Origin of the sequence: Sphingobacterium sp. JB170 (assembly GCF_900163865.1) — a bacterium.
Classification (GTDB): Bacteria; Bacteroidota; Bacteroidia; order Sphingobacteriales; family Sphingobacteriaceae; genus Sphingobacterium.
This window is the reverse complement of record NZ_FUKU01000040.1, coordinates 1-25,175: the sequence shown is the minus strand read 5'-3', so window position 1 is coordinate 25,175 and position 25,175 is coordinate 1. Positions and strand designations below refer to the sequence as shown.

Sequence of the window (25,175 nt, the reverse complement as noted above, 5' to 3'; positions counted from 1 at the left end):
AATCAAACGCCATATTTCCTCGCTCTAAAACTAAAAAGAAATCTGGTTCTTCTATACATTCATTTTAGCCAATTTACACAGGATATTAACAACTGATAGTACTCTTTTATTCAGTATTTAAAAAAAAGAGAGCCGTCAATTGACAGCTCTCCTATTGATTAATCTACTAATTTAAATTCTGTTTAAAAAACGTCACTACGTTGATCCCACCACATCTGTTCTCCCCAGACATAGTCTTTGACCTCTGCATTCGCCTGATTTACATTTTGTGTGTTATACAAAAATTCGTTGTTGGGATACGGTAAACGAAACGGTTGATCGTTATGTGCATCGCCGAAAATAGAATTCAACGACGGGTAATTTGTTGATGGAATTCCTGTACGACGGTATAGGCTCCAAGCTTCAAAATTTTCTTTAAATAAAGCTACCCACATATCCCACCAGATACGCTCTTTCGTGTTATTCCATTTACCTTTACCCGCTAGATACTTAGCAATCGCATCTGAAGCGATCTGGTTATCTTCCATCGACACACGTACAGCCTGCTCGTAAGCTTCTTTGGCAGTCATACCAACGTTATATCCTAACATCGCTGCCTCAGCATAAATATAAAATGTTTCAGCTGATTTGTAAAATGGTGTAAAGCCAGCAGGGTCGTCCATATATTTATCGCCAATAAATGAAATTTTGTCTAAGGGCGACGGAGAAGCCTTTGCGCCGTTCTGGAATCCTCGGTAGGTTCCATCATTTGCTTTATTTGCGACTTTAGCAATCCGTGGATCTTCCATTTCTGTTAAATGGTCAATAAAAATATCTGCCATTCCATAATTATCTATACGTTTTCCTACAATCCCATCATTATACCATGGTTCATAATACGGCGCACCGCCTGGATACGTCAAATAACAATTCTCCGCGTTGGTTTCAAGTACAGGATATTTAGCAGGATCACCTGCGATCTCCTCAATAGTAGTTTTCGCCAATTCCGGCGCCACTGCGGAAATACGCATTGCAAGTCTTAACCGTAATGAATTACAGAATTTTTGCCATTTTTCCATATCACCTTCATAGACAAAATCACCAGCTCCTAGTTCATCCTCTCCAAGCCCAGCATCCATTTCGTCCGCTATAGTCTTCAGATCCTGTAATAAAGCCGGATAAATATCTTCCTGTTTATCGTACTCTGCCTTAAGAACACTACCATTTTCTTCGCGTCCTTGCAATGCTTGGGAATAAGGAACGTTACGCCATCCGTCCGTTAGGTAGGACCACATGTAATTCTGCCATATTCGTGCGACAAAACGAACATTCTTATATAAGTCCGCTTTTTCTTCTGTTGTTTTAAGTAATAAATCCAGCTGTGTGTTATTATAATAACATGCAGCCCAGCGGTTACCGTAGGTATTATTTGTTGGAATCAATCCTCCTAGATAATCAAGGTATTGGATCTTGACGATATACCCCGCAAAGGTTCCATATCCGGCCACATCGCCGCCAAACTCTTCTCCGGTATTACGTAATACATTCGCTAAAATATTTGTGCTTGGAACTTCAGTGAATGCATCGGGATCTGTATTTACGTCTTCAAAAGACTTCGTGCAACTCGTCGTGGCCAAACCAAATGTCAAGCACGCTAGAATTGTATATTTATTAAATTTTATATTCATGATTTTAATTTCTTAAAATGAAACGCCTAATTTCAGCCCAAAACTACGTGAAGTAGGAACGGATGCCTGCTCAAAACCAACACCACGGCTATCACTCGAAACACCACCAGTCTCCGGATCGATACGCATAGTATTTGATTTATGTGTCCAAAGTAAGGCGAGATTCGTTCCGATTAAAGAAACATTCACGCGACTAATTCCTTTCAAGTTTTGTAAATAGCGAGATGGTACATTATAGGTTAGATAAGCCTCTCGTAGCTTTAAAAAAGATCCATCAAAAACATACATCTGCGACACGCCCCCATCTCGATACCAAGTCTGGGCATCGGTTTCGATCGTATTTTCTACCCAGTTACCGTTACCATCACTCATCGCAAATTTTTCATCTTTCATTACATCTCTGCCGGCAACAATCGCGCGTTCACGAACACCGTTTTCAGCGGTGATTTCAGCACTCCCTGCAGAATATCCATGGTTCATTGTTTGAGACCAAATATCTCCGCCAACACGGAGGTCTAATAGGAAACCAAAAGAAAAATCTTTATACGTAAAATCATTACGCCAGCTCGCTAAGAAATCTGGCGTTACGTTCCCAATCTCTTGCCCGCTTTTATTTACCACAAGACCAGTGTTATTTACTTTGATGGCTCCTTTCATTGGTCCTTCTTCCACACGGTCATATCCAGTACCAACTAACGTACCCCATTTCTCTCCTTTACGGGCGACATTTGCGACACCCCAAGTCCATCCAATTTGATAAGTATCTAATTCCAGTTGCGGATAAAGTTCGATCACCTTACTGTTGTCTTTCGCATAATTTACAGTGGTAGACCAATTAAAACCGTCTTCTTTACGAATGATATCACCTCTTAACTGTACCTCAATACCCTTGTTCTCAATTTCACCGGCATTTAGAAGCATTCTGCTAAATCCAACAACATTCGACGTGGAAACTTCTAAAATTTGATCGCGTGTGTTTTTATAGTAATACGCGACATCTGCATGTAACCTGTCATTGAATAAGCCAATCTCTGTTCCTATTTCCCAGGTACGAACACTTTCGGGCTTCAGGTCTTCGTTGGGTAAGATCATCGTATGATACATCTGTGCTACCCCATTAAAAGCGTTATCCTGCGCATAATAATAGGCCCTGTTTTGATAGGCCGATGCGCCAGCGCCAATTTCGGCCCATCCTCCTCGCAGTTTCCAAAAGCTTAACACATCACCCTTCAAATTTTCGAATGTCGATGTCGGGAGCCAGCTTAAACTTGCCGACGGATAGAAAAAATCATCTTTAATTGTGGAGCTCCAGTCATTTCTCGCACTCAGATCTAAATAAAGCTGATCTCTCCACCCTAAGTTCGCAGATGCAAAAACCGAATTAGAACGAACATGTGTATGATCCATCGTAGAAATAGCGTCTCCCATTTTATTAGCAATCGTGTATACGCCGAGCACAGCAAGCGCATCTGCTCCAATCACCGAGTTACCCCACTGTACATCTCTGTAGTTGGCTCCGGCGAGTGCTAAAACATTGAAATCGCCAAATTGCTTATTAAATGATGCAATAAAATCTAAATTAAGCTCGGTGTTATCTGTTTTTCGGTCGCGAAAACCACCAAACGGGAACGCGCTATTGAAATAGTTCTTCTCAAACGCTTGCGCGCTATAATAATCTAATCCGGCACGTCCTTCGAATTTTAGGAATTCAAACGGTTGGTAGTAAAGAGAGGTCTTTCCAAAAAAACGATCTCTTTTATAGGAATTCGTGTTTTCATGAACGTTAAAAAATGGGTTAACATGGTAATTTGTATTCCAGTTATAAAGGGTGTATTCGCCACGTTCATCCTTTTGGTCCCAGTTATCCTCCAGATTTTGCATATTAATCTGGCGGCCAGTCCAAATAAATCCATTCATTGGATTGTTGCCGTCATACCCCTGAGACACGATATTATCACTTTCTGTTCGGGTATAATTCGTACTCACATCGAAAGATACTTTCTCGGAAATTGTCGTGTTGTTGTTTAACTGTATACCATAGCGCTTCTGATCTGTATTCGGTACCGTTCCGACCTGATCACGAAAAGATAAGGATGCCCGGGTACTGGATTTTTCCGACTGTGCGAGTACCGACAGATTATGATTCATCGAATGCCCAACCTGGAAGAAATCGCGTACATTATTTTTATGAGATATCCAGTCGGTAGCCTGACGAACACCATTTTCTACCGGGCTATCGAACTGGGGTAGCTTTAACCCCGCATCTAAGCGAGGTCCCCAAGATTCATCCATTCCGTCAGAAACACCTTTACCAGCTCCTGTGCCCATATCATATGAAAACCCTTTAGTACGGGCATAGTCCTGGTAAGATAAGTTTCCACCGTCACGATTAAAATGGAATTCATCTCCATTGAAACCTTGCCCATACGAATTTTGAAGTTTTGGTAGGTAAGAAGCCTGATCTACCGTGAAATTCCCGTCATAAGAAAGTTTAATCCCCTTCTGGCCTTTTTTACCCGATTTTGTGGTGATGAGAATGACACCGTTACCGGCTCGCATACCATACAGTGCAGCAGACCCTCCCTTGAGTACGGTCATTGACTCTATGTCCTCGGGATTAATATCGTTAATTCCCGAACCGTAATCGACACCACTGTAGGTGTTATCACCCGAGCGCTGCGTATCGTTGGAGATCGGAACGCCATCAACAACGATCAGTGGCTGTTGGTCTGCCCCTACGCCGGAGTTGCCACGTAAACTAATACGCGCCGATGCCCCAACAGTACCTCCAAACTGATTCACCTGTACGCCGGCTACTTTACCCGAAAGTGCGCCGGTCACATTCACTGGTCCTGCTTGAGTTAATTCTTTCGCATTAACCTGTTGGGCAGCATATCCGAGTGACTTTTTATCACGAGAAATACCAAGAGCGGTAACGATAACCTCATCGAGATCTTCCGTCGCCGAATTTAAAATAATCTCTACCGAAGTTTGATTTAAAAGGTTAATCATTTTGCCACTATACCCAATAGCGGAAACATTAAGCTGACCTGCTTGGTCATAAGTGATAGCGAATTCGCCATTGCTACCTGTTTGGGTAGCCGTTCCGTCTTTTAGGGATAAGGTAACACCGGGGATGGGTGCACCGTTCCCGTCTACAACTCGACCTTTTAGCTGTGTTTGGGCAAACAAGCCGGTCGAGAAGAAAAGACTAGCTGCTAAAAAAGCAATTTTTCTTTTGTTCATCTAGTTTTTGTCATTTAGTTAGTTAATCAATTAAATTTAACCGCTTCTAATGTCGGGAGATTTACGTATGCAAGCAGACCGAATATTAACAAGTGTTAACCGTATTTTAACATCTTATTAAATTTAGCTTCGACCCAGCCGCATTAAAACCATGATTATCAACAAATAAACCTTGAATAGCAAGAAGAATACTATTTCGCCCTAAATGTTGAAAAAAATTTAGTCCAAATACGGTTTGAATTTTACATTTAACTTTATCATGAAGCGAAGAAAATGACGACCAAGGCTCCACTATAAAAGGTTAATTAAACACGCTCAACCACAATGATAGTGCACACGACAATCAATTACCTCACGGTATACAAAATTATTTAACAGTCTACATGACACAACATTTCGGTTCAAACTCTAAAACCTCACTGTTAAAATTCGGCATGCGTATCCACACGAGTACGTATAGTTTGACCTAATCACGTTCATCTGTTAAAAATATTTCCCTCGATTTTTCTCCTGCATACATTGTTAAAGAATTAAAAGGATACATCAGTAATACGCTGGGTAATGAATTTCTCAAACTAAAATCCAGCATACTAGGCATTATGGACTAGAAATTATTATTACCAGCCCGGGGGGCAGGACATACTTCGAAAGAAACAGAAAATACATCGACGAACAAAAATCACCTCTCCTTATACCTCTAAATAAACGAGGCTTTACCTGTCGTGTTCGTAAAATCGTTGTTACCCAGCGTTAACTTAAATACGTATTGGGATGAGGAACCTCCAGCTTCCTCCTCGCTACAAACGGCCAGGTTAGAAAACCTCTTGACACGCGCGCCTGGAGAAGATAAAATACTGTATAAAAGCCGACTAACACTCTTATCGCCCAAGAAGATCAATCGAATGATTGGTAGAAAAAAAACACACTGAAGAATTCCATCTTGCGAACATTGAGCCACCAATTAATGACTAAATAGATTTAGCAAAACTTTTTTATTCAATTTGGTTTATATAATTTTAACATGATGAAAATGATAAATACCCTCGTGACGACGGCTTTAATGCTTTTCGTGACCATGATAACGGCGCAAATCAAAACACCAGTTGATTATGCCAATCCCTTAGTTGGTACACAGTCCAAGTATGAACTTTCTAACGGGAACACTTACCCGGCCATTGCGCGGCCGTGGGGGATGAACTTTTGGACTCCACAAACCGGGAAGATGGGTGATGGATGGGTCTATACCTATACAGCAGATAAGATCAGAGGTTTCAAACAGACGCATCAACCAAGTCCATGGAATAATGATTACGGGCAATTCTCCATTATGCCTATGACCGGAAAAGCGGAATTTGACGAAGAGAAGCGCGCAAGTTGGTTCTCCCATAAGGCCGAAGATGCGCGTCCGTATTATTACAGTGTATATTTAGCCGATTACGACGTAATGACCGAATTATCGCCAACAGAGCGGTCAGCCATTTTCAGAATTACATTTCCACAGACTGATAGCGCTTTCGTAGCCGTCGACGCGTTTGATAAAGGATCATACATCAAGATCCTTCCCAAGGAAAATAAAATTATTGGCTACACCACGCGCAATAGCGGGGGTGTTCCTGAAAATTTCAAAAACTATTTTGTCATTGAGTTTGACAAGCCGTTTACCTATCAAGCCGGCGTAAAAAACAACACTATCCAAGAAGGCGAATTAGAAATCCAGGATAACCACGCCGGCGGAATCGTTGGATTCAAAACCACGAAAGGTGAAGAAGTGACTGCGCGCGTGGCGTCTTCGTTTATCAGTTTCGAACAAGCCGATTTGAACTTAAATGAGGTAGCGAACAAATCTTTCGACCAGGTGATGCAAGCCGGCAAAGCCCGTTGGAATGAGGTACTTGGACGCGTGGAGATTGAAGACGATAATCTCGATGCGAAACGCACATTTTATTCCGCATTATACCGTTCAACTTTATTCCCACGTAATTTGTCGGAGATAGATGCAAACGGCAATAAAATCCATTATTCACCGTACAATGGTAAAGTCTTACCAGGTGCGATGTTCACCGACACCGGGTTTTGGGATACTTTCCGTTCCCTATTCCCGTTACTAAACCTCCTATACCCATCGATGAACGATCAGATGCAGGAAGGACTAGTGAACGCTTATAAGGAAAGTGGCTTTTTACCCGAATGGGCAAGCCCAGGGCACCGCGAATCGATGATCGGAAACAACTCGGCATCTATTGTTGCAGACGCTTTAAAAACAGGAAGAAAAGGGTACGACACGCAAATATTGTGGGAAGCGCTTCAGCACGGCGCAAACCATGTGCATCCAAATATTTCCGCAACAGGCAGAACGGGGTTCCAGTTCTATAATGATTTAGGTTATATTCCAATAGGAGAGGATATTAATCAAAATGTAGCCCGTACGTTGGAATACGCCTATAACGATTGGTGTATTTACCAGTATGGAAAATCCATCGGTCGCCCGAGCGCCGAAACTGCGATTTATGCCAAGCGTGCGATGAATTATAAGAATCTTTTTGACGCGCAAACAAAACTTATGCGTCCAAAAGATAGTGAAGGAAATTTTATAGCGGACTTCGATCCCAGCGCCTGGTCTCGCGCATACACTGAAGGAAATGCATGGCATTGGAGCTTTTGTGTATTCCATGATCCGCAGGGTTTGATCGATATGATGGGTGGGAACAAAGCCTTCACCGCGATGTTAGACACCGTGTTTGTAATTCCTAGTTATGAAGGTATGAACAGTCGGGGTATGATTCATGAGATGCGCGAAATGCAGGTAATGAATATGGGCCAGTATGCACACGGCAATCAGCCGATACAACATATGCCCTACCTATACAACTACGCTGGTGAGCCGTGGAAATCACAATATTGGGTGCGCAAAATTATGGATAAGCTCTACCAGCCCACTCCAGACGGATACGCGGGCGATGAGGATAACGGGCAGACTTCCGCTTGGTATGTATTTTCCGCTATGGGATTCTATCCTGTTGCGCCAGCAACTGGTCAGTATGTTCTAGGATCGCCTCAATTCAAGAAGGTCACACTACACCTTGAGAATGGAAATAAAGTCGTTATTGGCTCCAATAATACAGGGGTGAAAAACGTGTATATCCGGGATCTAAAGGTTAACGGCAAAAACTACGATAAGAACTACCTGCGTTATGAGGAGTTGCAAAAAGGTGGTAGCTTAATATTTGAAATGGATGATCAGCCGAATAAACAACGAGGCACCTCGCAGAGTGCTTTCCCCTACTCTTTTACCCGGGAATTAAATGAAATAACACAATAATATGAAGACCTTCTTTTTAAAAATTATAAGCGCCGGAATTGTCCTGAGCTTATTGTGCATCACGGTTAAAGGGCAAACCTTGGACTTGACACTCGGAAGTTACAATATTCGGTATGACAACAAGAATGACCAGACCAATGGTGATGGATGGAACCAGCGGCTACCGGTGATAAGCTCATTGATCCAATTTATCGACTACGATATTGTGGGTTGCCAAGAGGTTTTGAACAACCAGTTAGAAGATTTAACACGTGAGTTGCCTGAATATGGTTATGTGGGCGTTGGTCGTGATGATGGTAAGACGGAAGGGGAATATGCACCAATTTTCTATAAAAAAGATAAATTTAGCGTACTGGATTCAGGCGAATTTTGGTTGTCTGAAACGCCAGAAAAACCATCAAAAGGCTGGGACGCGGCCCTTCCGCGCATTTGCACCTATATACATCTTGAAGAAAAAGAAACGGGAAAAAAATTATGGTACTTTAACCTGCATATGGACCACGTTGGTCAGCAAGCGCGTGCGGAAAGCAGCAAGCTTGTCGTTCGCCGAATAAAAGATATGCTTAAACCAGAAGAGGCCGCAGTACTGACTGGAGACTTTAACGTTGACCAGCATAACCCAATTTATGATATCCTCGAAGAGTCAGGCATTGTTCGCGATAGTTACGAATTAGCGCCTTTTCGATTTGCGTGGACTGGATCATTCAACGCTTTTGATCCCGACCTGTTCACGGATAGTCGTATAGACCATGTATTTGTCACCGATCAATTAAAAGTTAAAAAGTACGCTATACTAGCGGAAACTTATCGGGCGCCCAAAGCCGTTTCGCAAGACGTGAAAAAGGGCGATTTCCCGAAAGAACTTTCGTTCAAAGATTACGAGGCGAAACTACCTTCGGATCACTTTCCTATCATCGTCGAGGCCGAGTATTAACGCTAATTTTGAATTTATTGTGAGGAGTACAATCCCCATTATTTGGCAACACTATTTATAGACTATACTTAAAATCATTTTCCTTGACGCGCGCGAGCAGGACATAAAATCAAATCGTTCTACTCGCGCGCTGTCACGTTGACTAGGCACATCAAAAGCTATAGACGGCCCATTTATGTTTAGGAACCTTCTATTTTCATAATAATTAAGAACGATCGGGGTGCTACGATGAACCGATCCTGAGCCTTTTGCGTCCTTCCCTGTTTATCTCTCTTTTGCACGCCGTATTTATTTTTTAACGGGCTATCGTGAGCCTGATATCGCTATAACTTTAGAAGCTCAATCCACTAAAGTAATAATATCACCAAGCATCTGCATATTGAAAAGTATATATACCTCTTTTCTTTTCGGGGGGGGGGATGTATATCAAAAAAACGGGTAGTAAATACACTTAACCATACGCATTCTCGCACAAGTAATGGTCGGGATGGTAACCTGGCAAGGAGAAGTTACGGTATTTTTCGTGCTGTGTAGTTACGCTAGCTCCTGCAGCAAATTACCCAGATCAAGCGCCTTGGTATACATCACCACCGTTCCATCTGGGTTATATTCCCACCGATCTCTTGGTCTATCCCAATACAATTCTACGCCATTACCATCGGGGTCATCCAGGTATAACGCTTCTGATACGCCATGATCGCTAGCACCAGACATCGGATAGTGTGCTTTACGAAGCCTGTCGTAAATTGCTGCTAGATCTCTTCGTGTCGGGTAGACGATTGCCGTATGATACAAGCCAACACTATTCGTTAGCGCTGGCGGCAAACCTTTACTATGCCAGGTATTTAAACCTATATGATGATGGTAACCTCCCGCAGATATAAATGCCGCTTGGTTGCCATACATTGTCGTTACTTCAAAGCCGAGTATGTCGCGGTAAAAAGCTAGCGACCGTTCCAAGTCCGATACTTTTAAGTGCACGTGACCTATATGTGTTTGCTTTGGGATTTTATATTCGTCCATAATTATTTCAATTGGGTATTGATTTCGATCGGATTAGTTAGTATTTTGTGAATAGGACATGTTTGGGCAACTCTCCGTAACCGCATACGTTGCGAATCATCCAGATTTCCGATGAAATGCATTTTCCGAAAGATCTGCGTTTTATTTTCATCGTCGTTTCGCTCCAGCGCTATTTCAAGCTGCACCTCTTGCAGATCCCAGCCTTTTCTTTCGGCGTACATTTTAACGGTTGCACTGGTGCAGGCCGCTAAGGCCGATGCCAATAACTCTTTTGGAGAAAACCCGAGGTCCTTCCCTCCCTTATCGGCCGGTTCGTCTGCAATGACACAGTTCCCTGTTGGCGAGGTAATCTCCACCTTGTAAGGATCTTGTTTAAGAATTGACGCTACGTTTGTCATAATTGGTTTATCTATTTATTAACAAGTTAATTTTCGTCTATACGCCTATGATAACGGTCCTTATGTTCCACAAAGCGCTCCGTGAAGCGGGTTTTCTTTTTGCGCTAACGGCAAAATGAAAACTTTGTTCTTCGCCGTGACAGGTCAAAAAGAACATGCCTTTTTTTACGATTACGGATACTTAGTTAATTCGCCGAGTATATATCTTGAGCATTCCCCTACAAAGGTGAATCCTTCTATTAGGCCCGCTATTCATTTCGCGCGAATTGAAATAGAGTCACGCCCGCGCTTACTAATTATTTTTGCTTGATGAATTCACCATCGGCTTTAATTTGAACGGCGTTGCTTACTAAAGCTTCGGGAACTTTTGTCCCAACACCGAAGTCTAAACGATTAAGTACACCTGTTACCTGAAATCCTGAAATTTCGTTACCACTTTGCGCGTCGGTAATTGTCCCGCGGTACCAAAAATCCATCGTGAGCGCTTTGGTCACCCCGTGTATAGTCAAATCCCCGCTCAATTTGTAACGATTTTCCCCCTGGTCTTTTTCTACTGAGGTGGTTTTAAAAGTGATGGTAGTGAATTTTTCCGCGTCGAAGAAATCAGCACTTTTTAAGTGGTCATCACGCATTTTAACCTCCGTGTCGATAGACTTCACATCAACAGTAAGATCGAAAACGGCATCGCTAAAATCTGCTTTGGAAGCCTTTATTGTCGCATCAAATGAATTGAATATGCCATCAACGTCCGAAATAGCATTATGAACTGTCGAGAAGGCAATTTTTGCGTGCGCAGGGTCTGCCTTATACGTTGATTGTGCAAAAAGCGTCGTGCTAAGCAATGTTAGCGCTACAAACAGGGTGAATGATTGGAATGTCTTTTTAATTTTATTCATAATAACTCCTATTAACTATAATTTAAATCTTATTTATTGGTAAACGATCGTATTGCCATCGACAATGACAACATGCTTGGTTTGAATATATAGTCAACAAGAAAGTGGTGTAATATGTTTTATTTGCTCGCATTTTCCAACAGGTCCAAATCAGCACTGTCTAAAACGAGCGCGGTACTCGAAAGTATTTCTTGCAATTGCTCGAGCGAGGTCGCGCTCGCTACCGGCCCACCGATATGAGGCTGTGCAGATAACCAAGCTAATGCAACTGCTGCTGGAACCGAATTTTGTTTTTGGGCAACCTGGTCTAGTGCATTTAATACATTCAAACCTTTTTCATTCATGTATTTAGCAGCACCTCGTCCACGTGGACTTTTGGTAAAATCAGCTTCCGAACGATATTTTCCGCTCAGGAACCCCGAAGCTAAAGCATAATATGGGAATACCGTTAAGTTATGCTCAGCAACGATAGGTGCATAATCGTTTTCATACCCTGCGCGTTCCACCAAATTGTATAACGGTTGTAACGCCTGATATTTGGCTACATTATGTTGGTGAGAAAACGTCAATGATTCACGAAGGCGTTCGGGGGAAATATTAGAAGCCGCAATATGGCGTATTTTACCGGTTTTCATCACCTCATCGAAAGCGCCAAGGGTTTCCTCTACGGGTGTTTTTTCGTCATCGAAATGCAAATAATACAAATCTATGTAATCGGTCTGCAGTCGTTGTAGTGATTTGTCAACTGACTCTAAAATATGCTTTCGGCTGGCATCGGTTTCATGCACGCCTGAGGCCCCACCAACTTTTGTTGCAATGACTACTTTATCGCGATTTCCTCGTGCCTTAATCCACTTACCGATGATTGTTTCGGACTCTCCGCCAGCACCGTCATTGACCCAGTGGGAATATATGTCCGCCGTGTCAATAAAATTAAATCCCGCTTCCAGGAAAGCATCTAATATCTCAAAGGATTTTTTTTCGTCTAAGGTCCAGCCAAAAACGTTACCACCAAAGTTGAATGGTGCTACTTCTAAATTTGTCTCTCCGATCTTGATCTTTTTCATTGTCAATTTTTTTGAATTTGTAACTTATTTATCTTTGTTAAACCCGTATCCATGGCGTGTCCCATCGCACTTGCCCGGCGGGCACCCGAGGAATCTCGTATCTCGGCCTGAAGCCCTTCGAGCACATTTACCATGAATTACTGCCAACCTTGGTTATCTAATTTCATCAAGAACAAATTTCAGCCTATTTTCAATTGTACCAACTGGTACTTCGACAAGGTTATATCCATAGTGAATATAGATTTCTTTCATTCTCTCAAAAGTCGTTACCGCTTCTTCCCATTTTTGTTTTCTTTCACCATCATTTTCATAAATTTCCTTCCAAGGTGGTAGGACAAAGACTTTTCTATTATAGATAACTTCGTTAATTAATACCGCCATTTTTTTAGGAATCGGGATATTTTCCATAATGAAATAGCAAACAGTATCTAAGACGCCACGGTCAAAGAAAATTATTCCGGACGGATTCTCTTTTCTAATCTTTTGATATGTCTTTATTGACTCATTAAACATTAATGTTGCATAGAGTACCTTATCCTTCCAAGGCAAGCCAAGACCCTGAAATTTAATTTGTTCTTTTATAATTCTTCGAGCATCTTCTGGAATTGTTTGAAACTTTTTTTTGTTCAATTCATTTAGCAAGGTGGTCTTTCCTGATCCTGGACCGCCTGTTATCACATAAAAATTATCTTTCATTTTACACTATTTAATTTCCGTTCCGGAAAACGAAATCATCGAGAATAATTATTAAAATGGCATTTGGAGCTTAGGTAACGAGTCGTTGTGGAAAAAGCGGAGGAAAATATTGGAACGGCGCCACCCTGATTAAAGCTCTTTGTAAAAAAACGATTAGCTTCTAATGTAAAAATAGCAATTTAACCAATAAGACAAGCAACGAGGTACAAATTTTATTGACTGTCGAACGAATAAACCTCTATATCACATCAGATTTTCACCGTAAATGCCCAACTCGAGAACAACAGCAGCTATGAGCGGTATTTTATCAATTCATGTTAAATTTTCCACGAGTCGCTGACCAATTAATTATGGGTTATAGACACCATTGAATATAATAACTCTCCAACGCTCTGGGTCTTCATAGGTTTTCACTAACATACTTCCAATTGGTGTTTGCTGGTTGAACAGCAATAATTCCCGTTTTTTAGTGTCGTTCATTGGCTTGTTTAATTAAAAGGATTAACATAATAAAAAAACCATTAAATTTTCTTTTGTGGGCCCTAGCAAGTGAGCTCGATCTTTATACGGAGTGAATTCTAAACAGTATGTCTTGTCAGGTAATTCCAACATGACTCCGTCATAACCTATATGGTTCTCAAATTCCCTCAATACCTCTAACCCTATAGCGTCATGATAAAACTAGACGACTCCGTTTAGGCTATAGATCCTTCCAAAGTTCGGCTGTGAAACGTCTACTGCGCATTTATTTTTCCGATGATTAGAATGAAAAAAAGAAATGGAAACAACCTTTCGAGTTTATGTTTCATGTTCATGTAGTTAATTCGGAGTATCAAGACGGTATGAGTACCAAATATTAATGTGGTTACTTGTAGATTGGGTATGTAATAATTATTCAAAAGGTCATCTTTTCCATCTTTTATGCGTCCAGAGCCAGCCATATGGCTCCTCTTTGATATTTTCTGTGAGCAATTCGACATACTTTTTAGTAATTTCACCCTTTTTTGTAGATTCTGCTTTAGCGTTTATGGGCGTGCAGCTCACCTTATAGTTTCCTTTTGAGATTAGTGTAATATGTAGATATATAACTGCAGCCTCACTTTTACGAGCTAGTTTCTCCATACCTGAAAACATATATGTCTCTTGATTTAGTAATTTGAATTTGTATTCCTCTTCTTTTATTCGTGGACTTTGGTCGGCAAGAAAAAGATAAACCGCCGGAAATGCTTTTTGAGTTAAAATATGGCGTATAGCGTACTTATCGGCAAGCAACTTCATGCCAAAACGAGATCGGACTTTAATCATAAGATCATTCACTAATCCCGAACTTAGCGGCTTGTATATTGCATAAACGTCGTGTTGAATTTTATGCGGTAAAAAATTTAACACTTCCCAGTTGCCGCAGTGCCCAAGAGCGACAATAACATTACGTCCTGATTTTATGTATAGATCCACTAACTCAAGGTTTTCAAATACTATTTTTTCGTTAAGTATTTTTGCGTCAACAGAAACACCTTTTATCATTTCAGCAAAATAGGATACGAAGCAGACATAGAATTTTTTCACGATTGCTTGGACTTCTCCATATTGCTGCTCAGGGAATGAACGAGCAATATTCTGAATGACAACTTCTTTTCTATATCCAACTATTTGGTAAACAAAGAAAAAAGTAAGAGACGCCATCGCATATAACAATGCCATTGGCAGCAGACTTACCATATAAATGGCCACGTAGACCAACCTATATACAATAAGTCCCAGCGCTCGCTTCAGATTATTCATAGTTAAAATTTCATCTTTAAGCCGACCGACGAATAGAGTGCAACATTAAAAAAATAATCGTTATCGGATGCAAAAACGCCTTTTAGAGTTCTATCACTGTAAGAGGCAGGACGGTATAGATTGAGTCCTGCCATGCCGGTTACAGAAAGCCTTTCATCAATTTTGATTTCGGGACGAAATCCGGTAACAATATACTGGTGAGAAAAAATGACATCCTTGCCGTCTTTTTTCAATAAAGCTACTTGACCATTCATTTCAAGAGCGTATGAGAGCTTAAATCGGTCGTTGAAATCATAACCTGCCGACACTTCCAATCCGTCTATTAGTTCTACGTTCAGATCAAATTTGCCTTCAGTTTTCCAATTCACATACACGGCGGGAAATACCATCGGATAGCCTAGTGAACTATTTATTGCAACCCCTCCACCTATCGAAAGATTTGGATTCAAATGACGGATGAAGACAGCACTTCCACTAGCCAGTACATTTTTGAAGCTTAATTTCGAAAAATCGGTAGTGGGCGTAAATACCCCCATCCCGAGACTTGCCCTCATCGACCACCTGTCATTCAACGGTCGCAAATGGTAAATCCCTACTTGTAGATTCATGATTTCGGAGACCATCTGTTCCGAAAAGTTTTGGTTTTTCAACGAAACATATGACCCTCCGAGACCGATGCCCCATGCAGTCGGACGATTATTTTCATTCATCTTCATGGACAACGGGATATTAGCCGCAGCTTGGTAAACCATTGCAGAGCCTTTAGCATCACCTATTTTCTCTTTTGGTTTCTCGCCCGGAGGCAGATAGTAATAACCCGATTTCCCGATGTATTCTGTCTTGAACGTTACTTCTTGTGCTTTTGCCTGCAGATATAACAACGTCACCAACGTTGTCAATAATAATGACTTTAATTTCATTTAATTTTAAAATTTATATTTGAGATAATTTATCTTCGTTAAGCAAAGCAACGATGATTAAAGCGGGGCAGAAAGCAGTAAATTATAGACTTCAGAATCAAAAAGATGAATTGCGGAATATGAGGGATGGAATGCAATCGACCAAACCCTTGTTCCATTTTTTTTATTCATTCCAAACAACAAACCTCTACCTAATTCAATTTTTTTCGGCAATCGTTGGAGTGCATTCTTTAGATATGTCTATCTGGCAATAACTACCTAAAAAAAGAAGCTCTTCTGCCCATCAATTTATCGGTACTAATTTTTTATATGTTGCTAATTTTTCTAATTTATTTAATTGTAGAGCAGGAAATAACAATACCTGTCGTCCTATTGTTAAAGTGCTTTTTGTAGCAATATTATTCTGTAAGATTTACATAGCGCGTAGAAGCAACGATCAGGAAATTATTGCATACCGAATTTCAAGCGTCGTGATATTTTAATACGCAAAAAATCGGTATGCAATGTATGATTATACGTTGTGTTGAATGTTAAAATTTATAAGATATACCGATGGATGCACCGCTGCTTTTCATAGAACCGCCTCCGCCTTTGTGCAGATCAGCGAGACCAAATTTATAACTTGCACTTATCTGCCACCTTTTGTCAAAGTCGTACCCGATAATCCCTCCCAAACCATAGTCAAAATGGTTCATTGCGACTCCTTTTTCATTATTTTTTTTCAATAAGTTCACGTCATCTAATTTTGCACTGATATTATAGCCAACGTAAGGCCCTACTCCTACGAACGCATTTCCGGTTCCTAGCCTGCCCTGAATAACTCCATAAAGAGGAATTTCAGCGCCGAAGGTTTTGAGTTTATCAGATGATCTATTCGTCTTAGATTCCAGCGTCGTGGTGTTATAGTATCCATCGATACCGGTTTGCAATGCAAAATTTGAACTTAGGTCATATTTCACAAAAAGGCCGGCTGAACCACCTATGTTCATTTTACTATTAAAGCTTTTCATATGACCACTCAAGCGATAATTTGATAAACTGGCACCGATTTTAACACCAACGGTCAGGGGTTTATCCTGAGCGGATAATTGAGTAGAGAAAACTAGAGTACCTACTGCGACAACAAATGTTAACATGTTCTTTTTCATTCTTCTTTAGTTCTAAAATTTTGATATTTATTTTTTTATTGTGAACAAAAGAACAACGATCTATTCCATTATGAAAAGGATAAAAGATAGACTTAAGAATCTAACACTTTAAATGTACTATTTAGGGGATGGGTTTTTCGAAATCCATAGTTATTCCACAATTCCATCCATCCATTTTAAGAAGTCCGGTACACGTACACGGCTTACCAAAACCTCATGAGGACATTCTGGCAGAAAGGAAAGTTTAAGACGGCTATTGAAGTATTTTGCAACATTTTCAATAGCTTTAACATTCCCTATGCAATTACGGGACACACGAAAAAACAAACGGCCATCAAGCTGCTGTTCTAATTGATCTAACGTGTAATTAATAATGTACCTGTAGTCCTTAAATGTATGGAGAAAGACGACACCATCTTCACTATAAAAATGGGCAATATCGATTGTCTCGATATAATGATAGTTTTCCCCTTTTGATATTAAAAAGCGGTTTTTAGTTTTGACCGACAACAGCTGTTCAAAGTTCTTAGGGATAGTGGCATATGATACATTATGGAAGATATTTTCAAATTTAGTTAATGCCAATTCTAACTCATTCTCCTCAAACGGTTTGAGCAAATAATCAACACTATTTAATTTAAAAGCTCTAATCGCATGCTCATCATACGCAGTTGTAAAGATTACCGGAGTGGATACTTCTATATGATTGAATATCTCAAAGCAGTTACCGTCCGCTAGTCGGATGTCCATAAGAATTAAATCTACAGTCGACAATTTCAAAAATTCTATCGTATCTATAACTGTTTTAGTTTGTTTCTCCAATAAATAGTCGGGACGTAATTTCGTTATCATACGTTTCGCTTCTTCGTATGCGAAACGTTCATCTTCTACAATCAAGTACTTCATGGCTGTATGTATGGAATTCTAACAACAAATAAGCGCTCAGTATGTTCAACTATAACCTCTTTGTCGTATAATTGATATTGCTTGGTGATGTATTTTAGTCCAATTCCACCGTTACCGATATCAATCGAGGGTTGGATATTGTTTTCGACCGTAATATATTTGCTGCCAATAGTAATTTTAATTTCTAACAGCGAATCTTCTGTTGCGATATTATGCTTAAATGCATTTTCAATCAATAATTGCAACGTAAGAGGAATAATCACATTCTGTTCACAATCGCATGTTTTATTTACAGTAAAAGTAAAAGAGTTTTCAAACCGCATCCGCATCAAAAAGATATAAGATTGCAATGCATCCAATTCTTCGATAACAGAAACCACTGGTTGCCGGGTGAGTGAAAGTACATATCGGTATGTTTTTGAAAGAGCTTTTGTGAATTTGTTGGCGTTTTCCGGATTCAGATATATTAATGAAGAAAGCACATTTAGCGAATTGAACAAGAAATGTGGGTTTATCTGTGCGCGTAGCGTCTCGTGCTGAAATAGCAACACTTGACGTTTCGCTATTTCAGAATCAGCGATGGCTTTTTGTTCGGACTGAAAATAATAAATCAGTTCAAACGCGAGTAGAATAGGAATGTTATTTGTCATTGCAAATGCAAATTTGACAACAAAAGAGGGCAACCCATCCTCTGAAATTAACAAGACATCATAAATCAAGTAATTGAAAATCCATAATATAATCAAGCATATTACGATCAGACCGGTAATATCCGCCATGATGCGATATAATATATTCTTGGAATAGGGTAAATACGAATTGAGAAACCTTAATAAAAGGTAATCAGCTATACACATAATAACGATTACCATATAATGCGACAACAGTTGAATATGAAAATTGCTCCATAAATCTTCCTTCATCAAAACAATGCTAAACAGCATTTGACACAAAGCGTAAATCAACGTAGAGAAGAAAAAAATGAGCAATTTTTTGGCGCCTATTTTCCTAATTTGAACCATTTATCAAAAATAAAATTTTTCATTTGAGGTTTATGATAAATCAATAACATTTCTGATGAACTTCATTATTTGGGAGATGAATTTAACTTTTGTGCTATTGTCCGGCTCACTTCTCGTAAAAATTATTCGTTAGAGCGAATTGCTTTTTGGCACTGCAAATATTTTCCTTGGCATCAAATAACAGAATTTAATTTACAATCTCGAAATAGGCAAAGATATGACTTGACAATTCCATTCCACTTTTTCTTGCAGGAAAAATAGGATTGCCGTAGCTTGATTTAACAAATTCATTTTCATTTCTCACACCAATTAAAAATATTATAATCATGCCGATTTAACTTATCCGACAAAAAATATCACGAAGGGACGAAATGTTACAACTAGAAACCAAGCTCAATCCTCCATGATCAAATCAATTACTTTCTCGGGGCTAGTATGATTGTTAATCCAAATGTCTTCTATAGTAACTGCTTCTTGAATCGATATTCCATTATTTTTTAGTTTTTCAGCTACTCTTTCATAATTTACACCTAAGGTCTTAAACGCAACGTTAATAGGCGCTTTTACCGTTTTATTAAAAATCATTAAGTCCACCGGTGGATATATTCTTTCTGAAATAATTAGTACAATCGATATGGTTAACACCCCCAATAAAGTGGGAATAAAGACGCCTTTTTTAAAATGTATTCTTAATGCTCTCCAATTGAGTACGATATGAAAAATGGCACATATAATAAAAAACACGCCTAACAACTCATGTACAACTTCCGTATAGCCATCAAATAAATGGAAAAACATAAATATGCCCGACATTCCCACCACGAGGAAAACCAAGGAAATAAAAGGAGTGATATAATTTCGGTTCAGTTTCATAATATCCCGATTGCTTAATTAATTTTTGAAAATTTGATTTCAACACCCATTAGCCATTTTACCCTCTTTTCCTGACTGACTGATTTTACCAAGTTGTAGCTAATCCATTTAAGATTTTTGTAGCCCATTGTCTTGAAAACACTTTTTATCATGGCTTTTTTGATTAAGTTGCCAATGAGCAAGGAGTACATTATTTTGGGCTTATTCATGGTAGTGATTACAGTAACACCCTTAAGGCCTTTTAAAAGCGGCACTAACCCAAAACCACGCGGATGGTGGTCATATGCAACTCCGGGAAAAAGAACCCTATCTATAAACCCTTTCGTCATTGCGGGCATCAGATCCCACCAAATAGGAAAAATAAAAATCAGGTGGTTTGCCTTTTCTAAACGCTCATTATAGTCTATAACCTGTGGGTCAATCGGTTTGTGTTCCACAAATCCTTTCAAATCTGCCTTTGACATTACAGGATTAAATCCATCATTGTCAAGGTGCATCAAATCAACCTCGTGATTTGCACTTTTAAGCCCATTTATTACGGCATTTAAAATTGCATTGCCAAAACTCCCTTCATTGGGGTGATTGAACACGATTACTATTCTCATCTTTTCACTGTTTAAATACAGGACAAAATTGAGAAATCAATACATGATCGGACGATAACAATTGTTAAAAAATCGAAAAGTGAGTTTATCGTCTGTTTCGTATTCTACTTAACGAAACAGCAGTAATCCCTAAATAGGATGCTATATAATGTTGTGGAATGCGTTGGATAATATGTGGATGCTCCCTAAGAAGCTCCTCGTAGCGTTTTTGAGGATTATTTTTAAGATAGGAATAAAATGTTTTTTGAGAACTTAAAAATCTGCTGAACAAATGTTTCTGCATTTCTTCTTTGATTTCAGGTAAATGTGCTAAATCATTTTGGAAATCCTTTTGAGAAATAGTTTGTAATATACAAGATTCTAAACTTTCGATCCCATATAAACTCGGTTGATTTGTTATGAAGCTTTCAATAGACGATACTTTATCACCTTCAAAAAAAAATTGAGTAGTGATATCTATACCGTCATTATTAAGCCATGTCCTCAAACACCCTTTTTCAATAAAGAACATTGTTCTTGAAATTTCTCCCTCCTGCAATAAGATGGTTTTGGCAGGAACTTCTATTCGCTTAAAAACATGTTTGAATTTGTCCCCATCCCCTATCATTGCTTATGGTCGATTTTTTGTTTGCTATTAATTTGTCGATACGGTTGTACTATATAATTATGTTTCACTTAGAATCGTTTCGGAGTGTATATTTTCTTGTTTCTTATAAAAATCACTCATAAAATGGCTTCCCCAATTTTCCATCATATCCACAAGTGGTAAAAGAGATTCGCCTATTTCAGTTAAAAAATATTCGACCTTAGGGGGGAGTACTGGATAAATTACTTTTCTTACAACACCATACGCCTCCAACTCTTTCAATTGTAAGGTTAAAACTCGTTTGCTCGCAAGCGGATGTTTCTTTGCGAGTTCACTTGGTCTTCGGATTCCTTGATTGATCGAATCAATTAAGCAGGGCTTCCATTTACCTCCAATAATCTCAAAAGTAATACTGATGCCACAACTAAAATCTTTCGGTATTTTTTTCTCGTACATAGCTTGTCAATTTAAGGAACTAATTTACGACATATTTCGTTTTCAACAACTTATAGGGATAAAATTATCCCTATAGCAATATTTTTACCTATATTTTTTCAGATGTAAAAGGGCGGTACATTTGTCAATAATAAATAATAAAAAAAATTACAAAATGGATTTATTTAATAGAGACAAAGCTGAAGCTATCCAAAATAGCATCGAAACTGAAACATTAGCAGAAATAGGATTGATCAATCCTACTTCTTATAAACAACACAATCCACATGTAGCAACAGGATTACAAGCAATTTTGGATCTACATGATCAAATGCCTATGGAGAAAGTATACACCAATGTGGTTCGAAAATTTCAAGATGGTGATTTTGGATTTGTCCACGTCGATTATTTTCTTTTTGAACCTACGGTCGCATTTGACATACATCGGTTTGAGAACGGCGTAAGCGTTGAACATTGGGACAACCTCCAAACAACTCCAAAAACACGGAATAAAAGTGGACGAACCATGACTGATGGAAAGACCAAGGTAAAAGATCATCATAAAACTGAGGTTAATAAAGTACTGGTTCGGAACTTTGTTCAAGACGTTCTTATTAATGGGCAAATCGACTCGGCGTCAAATTATTTCCGGGGAGACGAACTGATTCAACATAATCCATACATGAGTGATGGGCTACAAGAATTTTTAAATACGCTAAAACAATGGGAAAATGACGGGGAACCTCAAATTTATAATAAAATCCATAAAGTGCTTGGTGAGGGAAATTTTGTCCTCGTATTAAGTGAAGGTTTTTTTAAAGGAGACAACGTTGCATTCTACGATTTATATAGAGTTGAAGACGATAAAATTATCGAACATTGGGATGTCGTTGAAACCATACCAGTTCCTGAAAAACGAAAAAATAATAATGGCAAATTCTAAGAAAGATAGACGCTACCGGACAATCAGCACCTTTTTTGTGGTTCTACCGACAACTTTTGTCATGTCAGTGTTATCAAGTTGTACAGGCGAGGTTTCATCTGAGAATTGGATTGGCGAACTTTCGAAATCCTGGCTTACCTCCTTGCCGATCGTATACGCATGCGTATTACTCCTATTGCCACTTGCAAATAAAATAACAAGTAAAATTCTAGATTAATACTGGAGACCTACACTGGCAAGTACCTTTTCGAACCCACTATGGTATTTAAAATTGTTTGTGCGTCTCGGAAATGATCAAAAATACTCATCCCCTTCGGCGAGCATTAGTTTTATACCAATGATATTGATGCTACAATCATCTTTCACAAGAGCAAACCTGGTCAAACTACAGGACTTACCAAAATTCAGAAGAGTGAAATGACCGAAAAAAATGCAATGGTTGATGAAGTCGCGGTTATTTATAATAAGCAAAAGTCCATTCATATATGATTTATGAATGGACTTTTGAACGAATTGACGAACTGTTAAGGCTATTTGAGTACAATCGTACCTATATCGCTAACCACTTCATTTGAAACATTAACATCATATAAAGTCTCTGTTTGAAAATCCAAGGACGTTGGTTCTATAATCACTTTGTATTCACCCTGTAACACTCCCGGAAAATAAAAAGCTCCTGTTTCATCAGTTAGCGTTCCTAGCGTGTCTGTCCCATTTATCGCATATATATGTGGTAATGCCTCAGCGGGGCCGACCATACCTTTGATGGCACCAGTCACTTCAACAGGTATTGCACGGATCACTGGCTTAAGCATATACTTTCCATTTCCTGTTTGATGAATTGATTTTGATGCATCAAAATCGAGAAGTAATGTATAACCAATATCAGGAATAAGTTCATCTTGCATTTTTAATTTCACGCCGGAAGATTGTCCACTAGGCGTTGTTAGTGGTGAAGTCACTCCATCAATTGTAATAGTATTGCCCTGATCGTGAAGTTTTAATCGAATTTCTTGAATCATTCCAGAAGGAACATCATGTTCTGCAATAACTGTATCTCTTCCATTTCTATACGCCAAAATATCAAACGGATGCTCGTCAACGTCAATTGTTTCGCGTCCGTTCGTCGTAAGAATTTCAATTTCATCGATATTCAGAACAATTGCATCATAATAAGCTGGGGCATCTGTCATTTTCAATGTGACAGGTGTTGTCCCTTGGGGTGTACCATTATCCTTAGTACTACAACTTGCGAGGGTTAATGCTACTGCCAAAATTCCGATTTGTAGATTTCTTTCCATAACAACATTTTTAATTTAAAATAAATAAACAAAATAAATGCCATAATAAAACTACAAGAAAAAGTAAAATAATCTCAAGGTCGTACGCAAATCAAGAAAAAAATAAATATTGAATCTGTGGTTTCATAAGTACTATGAAAGCATGATCTAAAAATCCAATTCTTAATCATATACACACCTTTTTTTTCCAAGCACATAGTTTGTTTTACGCATGCCCAATATCACGTGGTGTGGTCTGAAATTATCATTTTGCAAAACGACTTCGTCTTCTTCGTTTCTGCCAATCTCCTTTAGCGGTTTGGGTAACACCTTATCTAACTGTTTAAACAGTTTGCTTTTACGTGAAAACGCAAGACCTGACGTTGCGATAATAGCTTTAGAATACTACACCAAAATTGGCCGGCCGTTTATGCCCGTATAATAGTTTGGAAAGAAGGAGCCACTGCACGCAGGACCAATAAGTGATTGATCTAGTGTTCTCTCATATCGAAGTATATGTATCCTTTCGGTTACGTCAACCCTACGATTAACATATCAGAATTACTAGTGATGCGTTAAGTTTTTTAAAACCAACACAAGTAGCTGTTTATTAAAACATTACATTTGTTCTTTGATTTTTTGATTAGAATTAATCTGTAGCTTTGCCACCCTAAAAATGTGGCTATGAATTCAGGAAAGTATGTTTTTGCTCAAATCCTTCAGTTTATTGACCGTTACGAGTTCGATAAATGTGTAGCAAAATACAACGGTGATTTCAGGACGAGGGAATTCAATTGCTGGAATCAGTTTATTCAACTGTTTTTCGGTCAGTTGACCTCACGTAATTCGCTCCGAGATATCTGCGTATGCCTGAAAGCGCACCAGAACAAGCTGTATCACCTTGGAATACGAAAGTATGTGAATCAGTCCACGCTCTCTAGAGCGAATGAAGGCCGTGACCATCGAATTTTCTCCGATTTCGGGAATTATCTGATCGGTAAAGTCAGGCCCCTGTATAATAAAGAGCGTATTGCGGGAGTGGATATCACGAACGAAGTGTTCGCACTGGATTCTACAACGATATCACTCAGCCTCAAATTGTTCAATTGGGCGCCTGGTAAATACTCACGCGGAGCAGTTAAAGTGCATACCTTATTAGATCTCAGGGGGAGTATCCCGGCATTTATTATGATCACCGACGGCAAATATCACGACAGTAACGTCTTAGATAGCCTAATAGCCACACCTGATTCGATCTATATCATGGATAAGGCCTATATCGACTTTGCCGCATTGCAAGATATTAACGCTTGCGGGGCGTACTTTATCACCCGAGCCAAAACCACGATGGATTTTACAGTTACCGAAAACAACGTAAGCCCTCATTACGGTGCATCTTGACGTAGATTATTCAATTTTGCAAATTGCA

At 39.3% G+C, this 25,175-nt stretch carries 22 protein-coding genes and 1 pseudogene; 5 read left to right on the top strand and 18 right to left on the bottom strand.

The window, feature by feature from the left end; translation table 11 throughout:
• Positions 1 to 182: 182 nt before the first annotated feature.
• A complete protein-coding gene (locus FM107_RS11780) occupies positions 183 to 1,667 on the bottom strand; it encodes a SusD/RagB family nutrient-binding outer membrane lipoprotein (protein ID WP_086948714.1) in 1,485 nt (494 codons plus the stop codon).
• A 12-nt stretch (positions 1,668 to 1,679) separates the two neighbouring features.
• Positions 1,680 to 4,913, bottom strand: a complete 3,234-nt coding sequence (locus FM107_RS11775; RefSeq protein WP_086948713.1) for a SusC/RagA family TonB-linked outer membrane protein — start codon at positions 4,911 to 4,913, stop codon at positions 1,680 to 1,682.
• A 1,024-nt stretch (positions 4,914 to 5,937) separates the two neighbouring features.
• Between FM107_RS11775 and FM107_RS11770 the strand changes: the two genes are divergently transcribed.
• Both FM107_RS11770 and FM107_RS11765 read left to right on the top strand, forming a co-directional pair.
• Positions 5,938 to 8,232 carry a GH92 family glycosyl hydrolase gene (locus tag FM107_RS11770; protein WP_218778970.1) on the top strand — a complete coding sequence of 765 codons (2,295 nt, stop codon included), beginning with the start codon at positions 5,938 to 5,940 and terminating at the stop codon, positions 8,230 to 8,232.
• A gap of 1 nt (position 8,233) precedes the next feature.
• Positions 8,234 to 9,166: an endonuclease/exonuclease/phosphatase family protein gene (locus FM107_RS11765; protein ID WP_086948711.1), complete on the top strand. Its 933-nt coding sequence runs from the start codon at positions 8,234 to 8,236 to the stop codon at positions 9,164 to 9,166.
• Positions 9,167 to 9,700: 534 nt separating this feature from the next.
• On the opposite strand, the gene FM107_RS11760 is transcribed toward FM107_RS11765, so the two are convergent.
• The 15 genes and pseudogenes from FM107_RS11760 to FM107_RS11685 form a co-directional block, all read right to left on the bottom strand.
• Positions 9,701 to 10,189, bottom strand: a complete 489-nt coding sequence (locus FM107_RS11760; RefSeq protein ID WP_086948710.1) for a VOC family protein — start codon at positions 10,187 to 10,189, stop codon at positions 9,701 to 9,703.
• 2 nt (positions 10,190 to 10,191) lie between these two features.
• Positions 10,192 to 10,587, bottom strand: a complete 396-nt coding sequence (locus tag FM107_RS11755; RefSeq protein ID WP_086948709.1) for an OsmC family protein — start codon at positions 10,585 to 10,587, stop codon at positions 10,192 to 10,194.
• A 296-nt stretch (positions 10,588 to 10,883) separates the two neighbouring features.
• The gene (locus tag FM107_RS11745) at positions 10,884 to 11,483 is read right to left on the bottom strand and encodes a YceI family protein (RefSeq protein WP_086948707.1); all 600 of its coding nucleotides are present in this window, start codon (positions 11,481 to 11,483) and stop codon (positions 10,884 to 10,886) included.
• Positions 11,484 to 11,602: 119 nt separating this feature from the next.
• Complete coding sequence (locus FM107_RS11740) at positions 11,603 to 12,550, bottom strand: aldo/keto reductase (RefSeq protein WP_086948706.1); 948 nt, start codon at positions 12,548 to 12,550, stop codon at positions 11,603 to 11,605.
• A gap of 153 nt (positions 12,551 to 12,703) precedes the next feature.
• Positions 12,704 to 13,246: an AAA family ATPase gene (locus FM107_RS11735; RefSeq protein ID WP_086948705.1), complete on the bottom strand. Its 543-nt coding sequence runs from the start codon at positions 13,244 to 13,246 to the stop codon at positions 12,704 to 12,706.
• A gap of 501 nt (positions 13,247 to 13,747) precedes the next feature.
• Positions 13,748 to 13,915: pseudogene (locus FM107_RS20230) on the bottom strand (VOC family protein); the annotation flags it as partial.
• A gap of 234 nt (positions 13,916 to 14,149) precedes the next feature.
• A complete protein-coding gene (locus FM107_RS11730) occupies positions 14,150 to 15,028 on the bottom strand; it encodes a lysophospholipid acyltransferase family protein (RefSeq protein WP_086948704.1) in 879 nt (292 codons plus the stop codon).
• Between the two features lie 2 nt (positions 15,029 to 15,030).
• Positions 15,031 to 15,948, bottom strand: a complete 918-nt coding sequence (locus tag FM107_RS11725) for a DUF6268 family outer membrane beta-barrel protein (protein ID WP_086948703.1) — start codon at positions 15,946 to 15,948, stop codon at positions 15,031 to 15,033.
• A gap of 530 nt (positions 15,949 to 16,478) precedes the next feature.
• Positions 16,479 to 17,096 (bottom strand): porin family protein, encoded by a 618-nt coding sequence (locus FM107_RS11715; protein ID WP_086948701.1) that lies wholly within the window; start codon positions 17,094 to 17,096, stop codon positions 16,479 to 16,481.
• 150 nt (positions 17,097 to 17,246) lie between these two features.
• Positions 17,247 to 18,002, bottom strand: a complete 756-nt coding sequence (locus tag FM107_RS11710) for a LytTR family DNA-binding domain-containing protein (RefSeq protein ID WP_086948700.1) — start codon at positions 18,000 to 18,002, stop codon at positions 17,247 to 17,249.
• Positions 17,999 to 18,925, bottom strand: coding sequence for a sensor histidine kinase (locus FM107_RS11705; protein WP_256959489.1), 927 nt, complete (start codon positions 18,923 to 18,925; stop codon positions 17,999 to 18,001). The genes FM107_RS11710 and FM107_RS11705 overlap by 4 nt, the downstream gene beginning before the upstream one ends.
• Positions 18,926 to 19,417: 492 nt before the next feature.
• Positions 19,418 to 19,897 (bottom strand): DUF4405 domain-containing protein, encoded by a 480-nt coding sequence (locus tag FM107_RS11700; protein WP_086948699.1) that lies wholly within the window; start codon positions 19,895 to 19,897, stop codon positions 19,418 to 19,420.
• Positions 19,898 to 19,911: 14 nt separating this feature from the next.
• Complete coding sequence (locus FM107_RS11695) at positions 19,912 to 20,502, bottom strand: NAD(P)H-dependent oxidoreductase (protein ID WP_086948698.1); 591 nt, start codon at positions 20,500 to 20,502, stop codon at positions 19,912 to 19,914.
• A gap of 85 nt (positions 20,503 to 20,587) precedes the next feature.
• Positions 20,588 to 21,109 (bottom strand): Crp/Fnr family transcriptional regulator, encoded by a 522-nt coding sequence (locus FM107_RS11690; protein WP_086948697.1) that lies wholly within the window; start codon positions 21,107 to 21,109, stop codon positions 20,588 to 20,590.
• Positions 21,110 to 21,166: 57 nt separating this feature from the next.
• Positions 21,167 to 21,544, bottom strand: coding sequence for a helix-turn-helix domain-containing protein (locus tag FM107_RS11685; protein WP_086948696.1), 378 nt, complete (start codon positions 21,542 to 21,544; stop codon positions 21,167 to 21,169).
• 154 nt (positions 21,545 to 21,698) lie between these two features.
• Here FM107_RS11685 and FM107_RS11680 point away from each other — a divergent pair, with 154 nt between their 5' ends.
• Entirely contained in the window at positions 21,699 to 22,466 is a 768-nt protein-coding gene (locus tag FM107_RS11680) for a hypothetical protein (RefSeq protein WP_086948695.1), read from the top strand.
• Entirely contained in the window at positions 22,408 to 22,683 is a 276-nt protein-coding gene (locus tag FM107_RS20225) for a DUF2798 domain-containing protein (protein ID WP_086948694.1), read from the top strand. Before FM107_RS11680 ends, FM107_RS20225 begins: the two co-directional genes overlap by 59 nt.
• Positions 22,684 to 22,996: 313 nt before the next feature.
• Here the strand turns inward: FM107_RS20225 and FM107_RS11665 are convergent, their stop codons facing one another.
• On the bottom strand, positions 22,997 to 23,767 hold the full coding sequence (locus tag FM107_RS11665; protein ID WP_086948692.1) for a DUF4382 domain-containing protein: 771 nt from the start codon (positions 23,765 to 23,767) through the stop codon (positions 22,997 to 22,999).
• A 663-nt stretch (positions 23,768 to 24,430) separates the two neighbouring features.
• Here FM107_RS11665 and FM107_RS11660 point away from each other — a divergent pair.
• Positions 24,431 to 25,147 carry an IS4 family transposase gene (locus FM107_RS11660; RefSeq protein WP_256959487.1) on the top strand — a complete coding sequence of 239 codons (717 nt, stop codon included), beginning with the start codon at positions 24,431 to 24,433 and terminating at the stop codon, positions 25,145 to 25,147.
• Positions 25,148 to 25,175 lie beyond the last annotated feature (28 nt).

Bases quoted from the DNA above. Each gene is read 5' to 3' on its own strand.
- FM107_RS11725 (WP_086948703.1), bottom strand. From the start codon at position 15,948: ATGAAATTAAAGTCATTATTATTGACAACGTTGGTGACGTTGTTATAT.
- FM107_RS11685 (WP_086948696.1), bottom strand. From the start codon at position 21,544: ATGTACGAGAAAAAAATACCGAAAGATTTTAGTTGTGGCATCAGTATT.
- FM107_RS11700 (WP_086948699.1), bottom strand. From the start codon at position 19,897: ATGAAACTGAACCGAAATTATATCACTCCTTTTATTTCCTTGGTTTTC.
- FM107_RS11745 (WP_086948707.1), bottom strand. From the start codon at position 11,483: ATGAATAAAATTAAAAAGACATTCCAATCATTCACCCTGTTTGTAGCG.
- FM107_RS11760 (WP_086948710.1), bottom strand. From the start codon at position 10,189: ATGGACGAATATAAAATCCCAAAGCAAACACATATAGGTCACGTGCAC.
- FM107_RS11765 (WP_086948711.1), top strand. From the start codon at position 8,234: ATGAAGACCTTCTTTTTAAAAATTATAAGCGCCGGAATTGTCCTGAGC.
- FM107_RS11660 (WP_256959487.1), top strand. From the start codon at position 24,431: ATGAATTCAGGAAAGTATGTTTTTGCTCAAATCCTTCAGTTTATTGAC.
- FM107_RS11715 (WP_086948701.1), bottom strand. From the start codon at position 17,096: ATGAAAAAGAACATGTTAACATTTGTTGTCGCAGTAGGTACTCTAGTT.
- FM107_RS11755 (WP_086948709.1), bottom strand. From the start codon at position 10,587: ATGACAAACGTAGCGTCAATTCTTAAACAAGATCCTTACAAGGTGGAG.
- FM107_RS11770 (WP_218778970.1), top strand. From the start codon at position 5,938: ATGAAAATGATAAATACCCTCGTGACGACGGCTTTAATGCTTTTCGTG.
- FM107_RS11710 (WP_086948700.1), bottom strand. From the start codon at position 18,002: ATGAAGTACTTGATTGTAGAAGATGAACGTTTCGCATACGAAGAAGCG.
- FM107_RS11695 (WP_086948698.1), bottom strand. From the start codon at position 20,502: ATGAGAATAGTAATCGTGTTCAATCACCCCAATGAAGGGAGTTTTGGC.
- FM107_RS11730 (WP_086948704.1), bottom strand. From the start codon at position 15,028: ATGAATAATCTGAAGCGAGCGCTGGGACTTATTGTATATAGGTTGGTC.
- FM107_RS11780 (WP_086948714.1), bottom strand. From the start codon at position 1,667: ATGAATATAAAATTTAATAAATATACAATTCTAGCGTGCTTGACATTT.
- FM107_RS11735 (WP_086948705.1), bottom strand. From the start codon at position 13,246: ATGAAAGATAATTTTTATGTGATAACAGGCGGTCCAGGATCAGGAAAG.
- FM107_RS20225 (WP_086948694.1), top strand. From the start codon at position 22,408: ATGTCGTTGAAACCATACCAGTTCCTGAAAAACGAAAAAATAATAATG.
- FM107_RS11775 (WP_086948713.1), bottom strand. From the start codon at position 4,913: ATGAACAAAAGAAAAATTGCTTTTTTAGCAGCTAGTCTTTTCTTCTCG.
- FM107_RS11705 (WP_256959489.1), bottom strand. From the start codon at position 18,925: ATGAAGGAAGATTTATGGAGCAATTTTCATATTCAACTGTTGTCGCAT.
- FM107_RS11665 (WP_086948692.1), bottom strand. From the start codon at position 23,767: ATGGAAAGAAATCTACAAATCGGAATTTTGGCAGTAGCATTAACCCTC.
- FM107_RS11740 (WP_086948706.1), bottom strand. From the start codon at position 12,550: ATGAAAAAGATCAAGATCGGAGAGACAAATTTAGAAGTAGCACCATTC.
- FM107_RS11680 (WP_086948695.1), top strand. From the start codon at position 21,699: ATGGATTTATTTAATAGAGACAAAGCTGAAGCTATCCAAAATAGCATC.
- FM107_RS11690 (WP_086948697.1), bottom strand. From the start codon at position 21,109: ATGATAGGGGATGGGGACAAATTCAAACATGTTTTTAAGCGAATAGAA.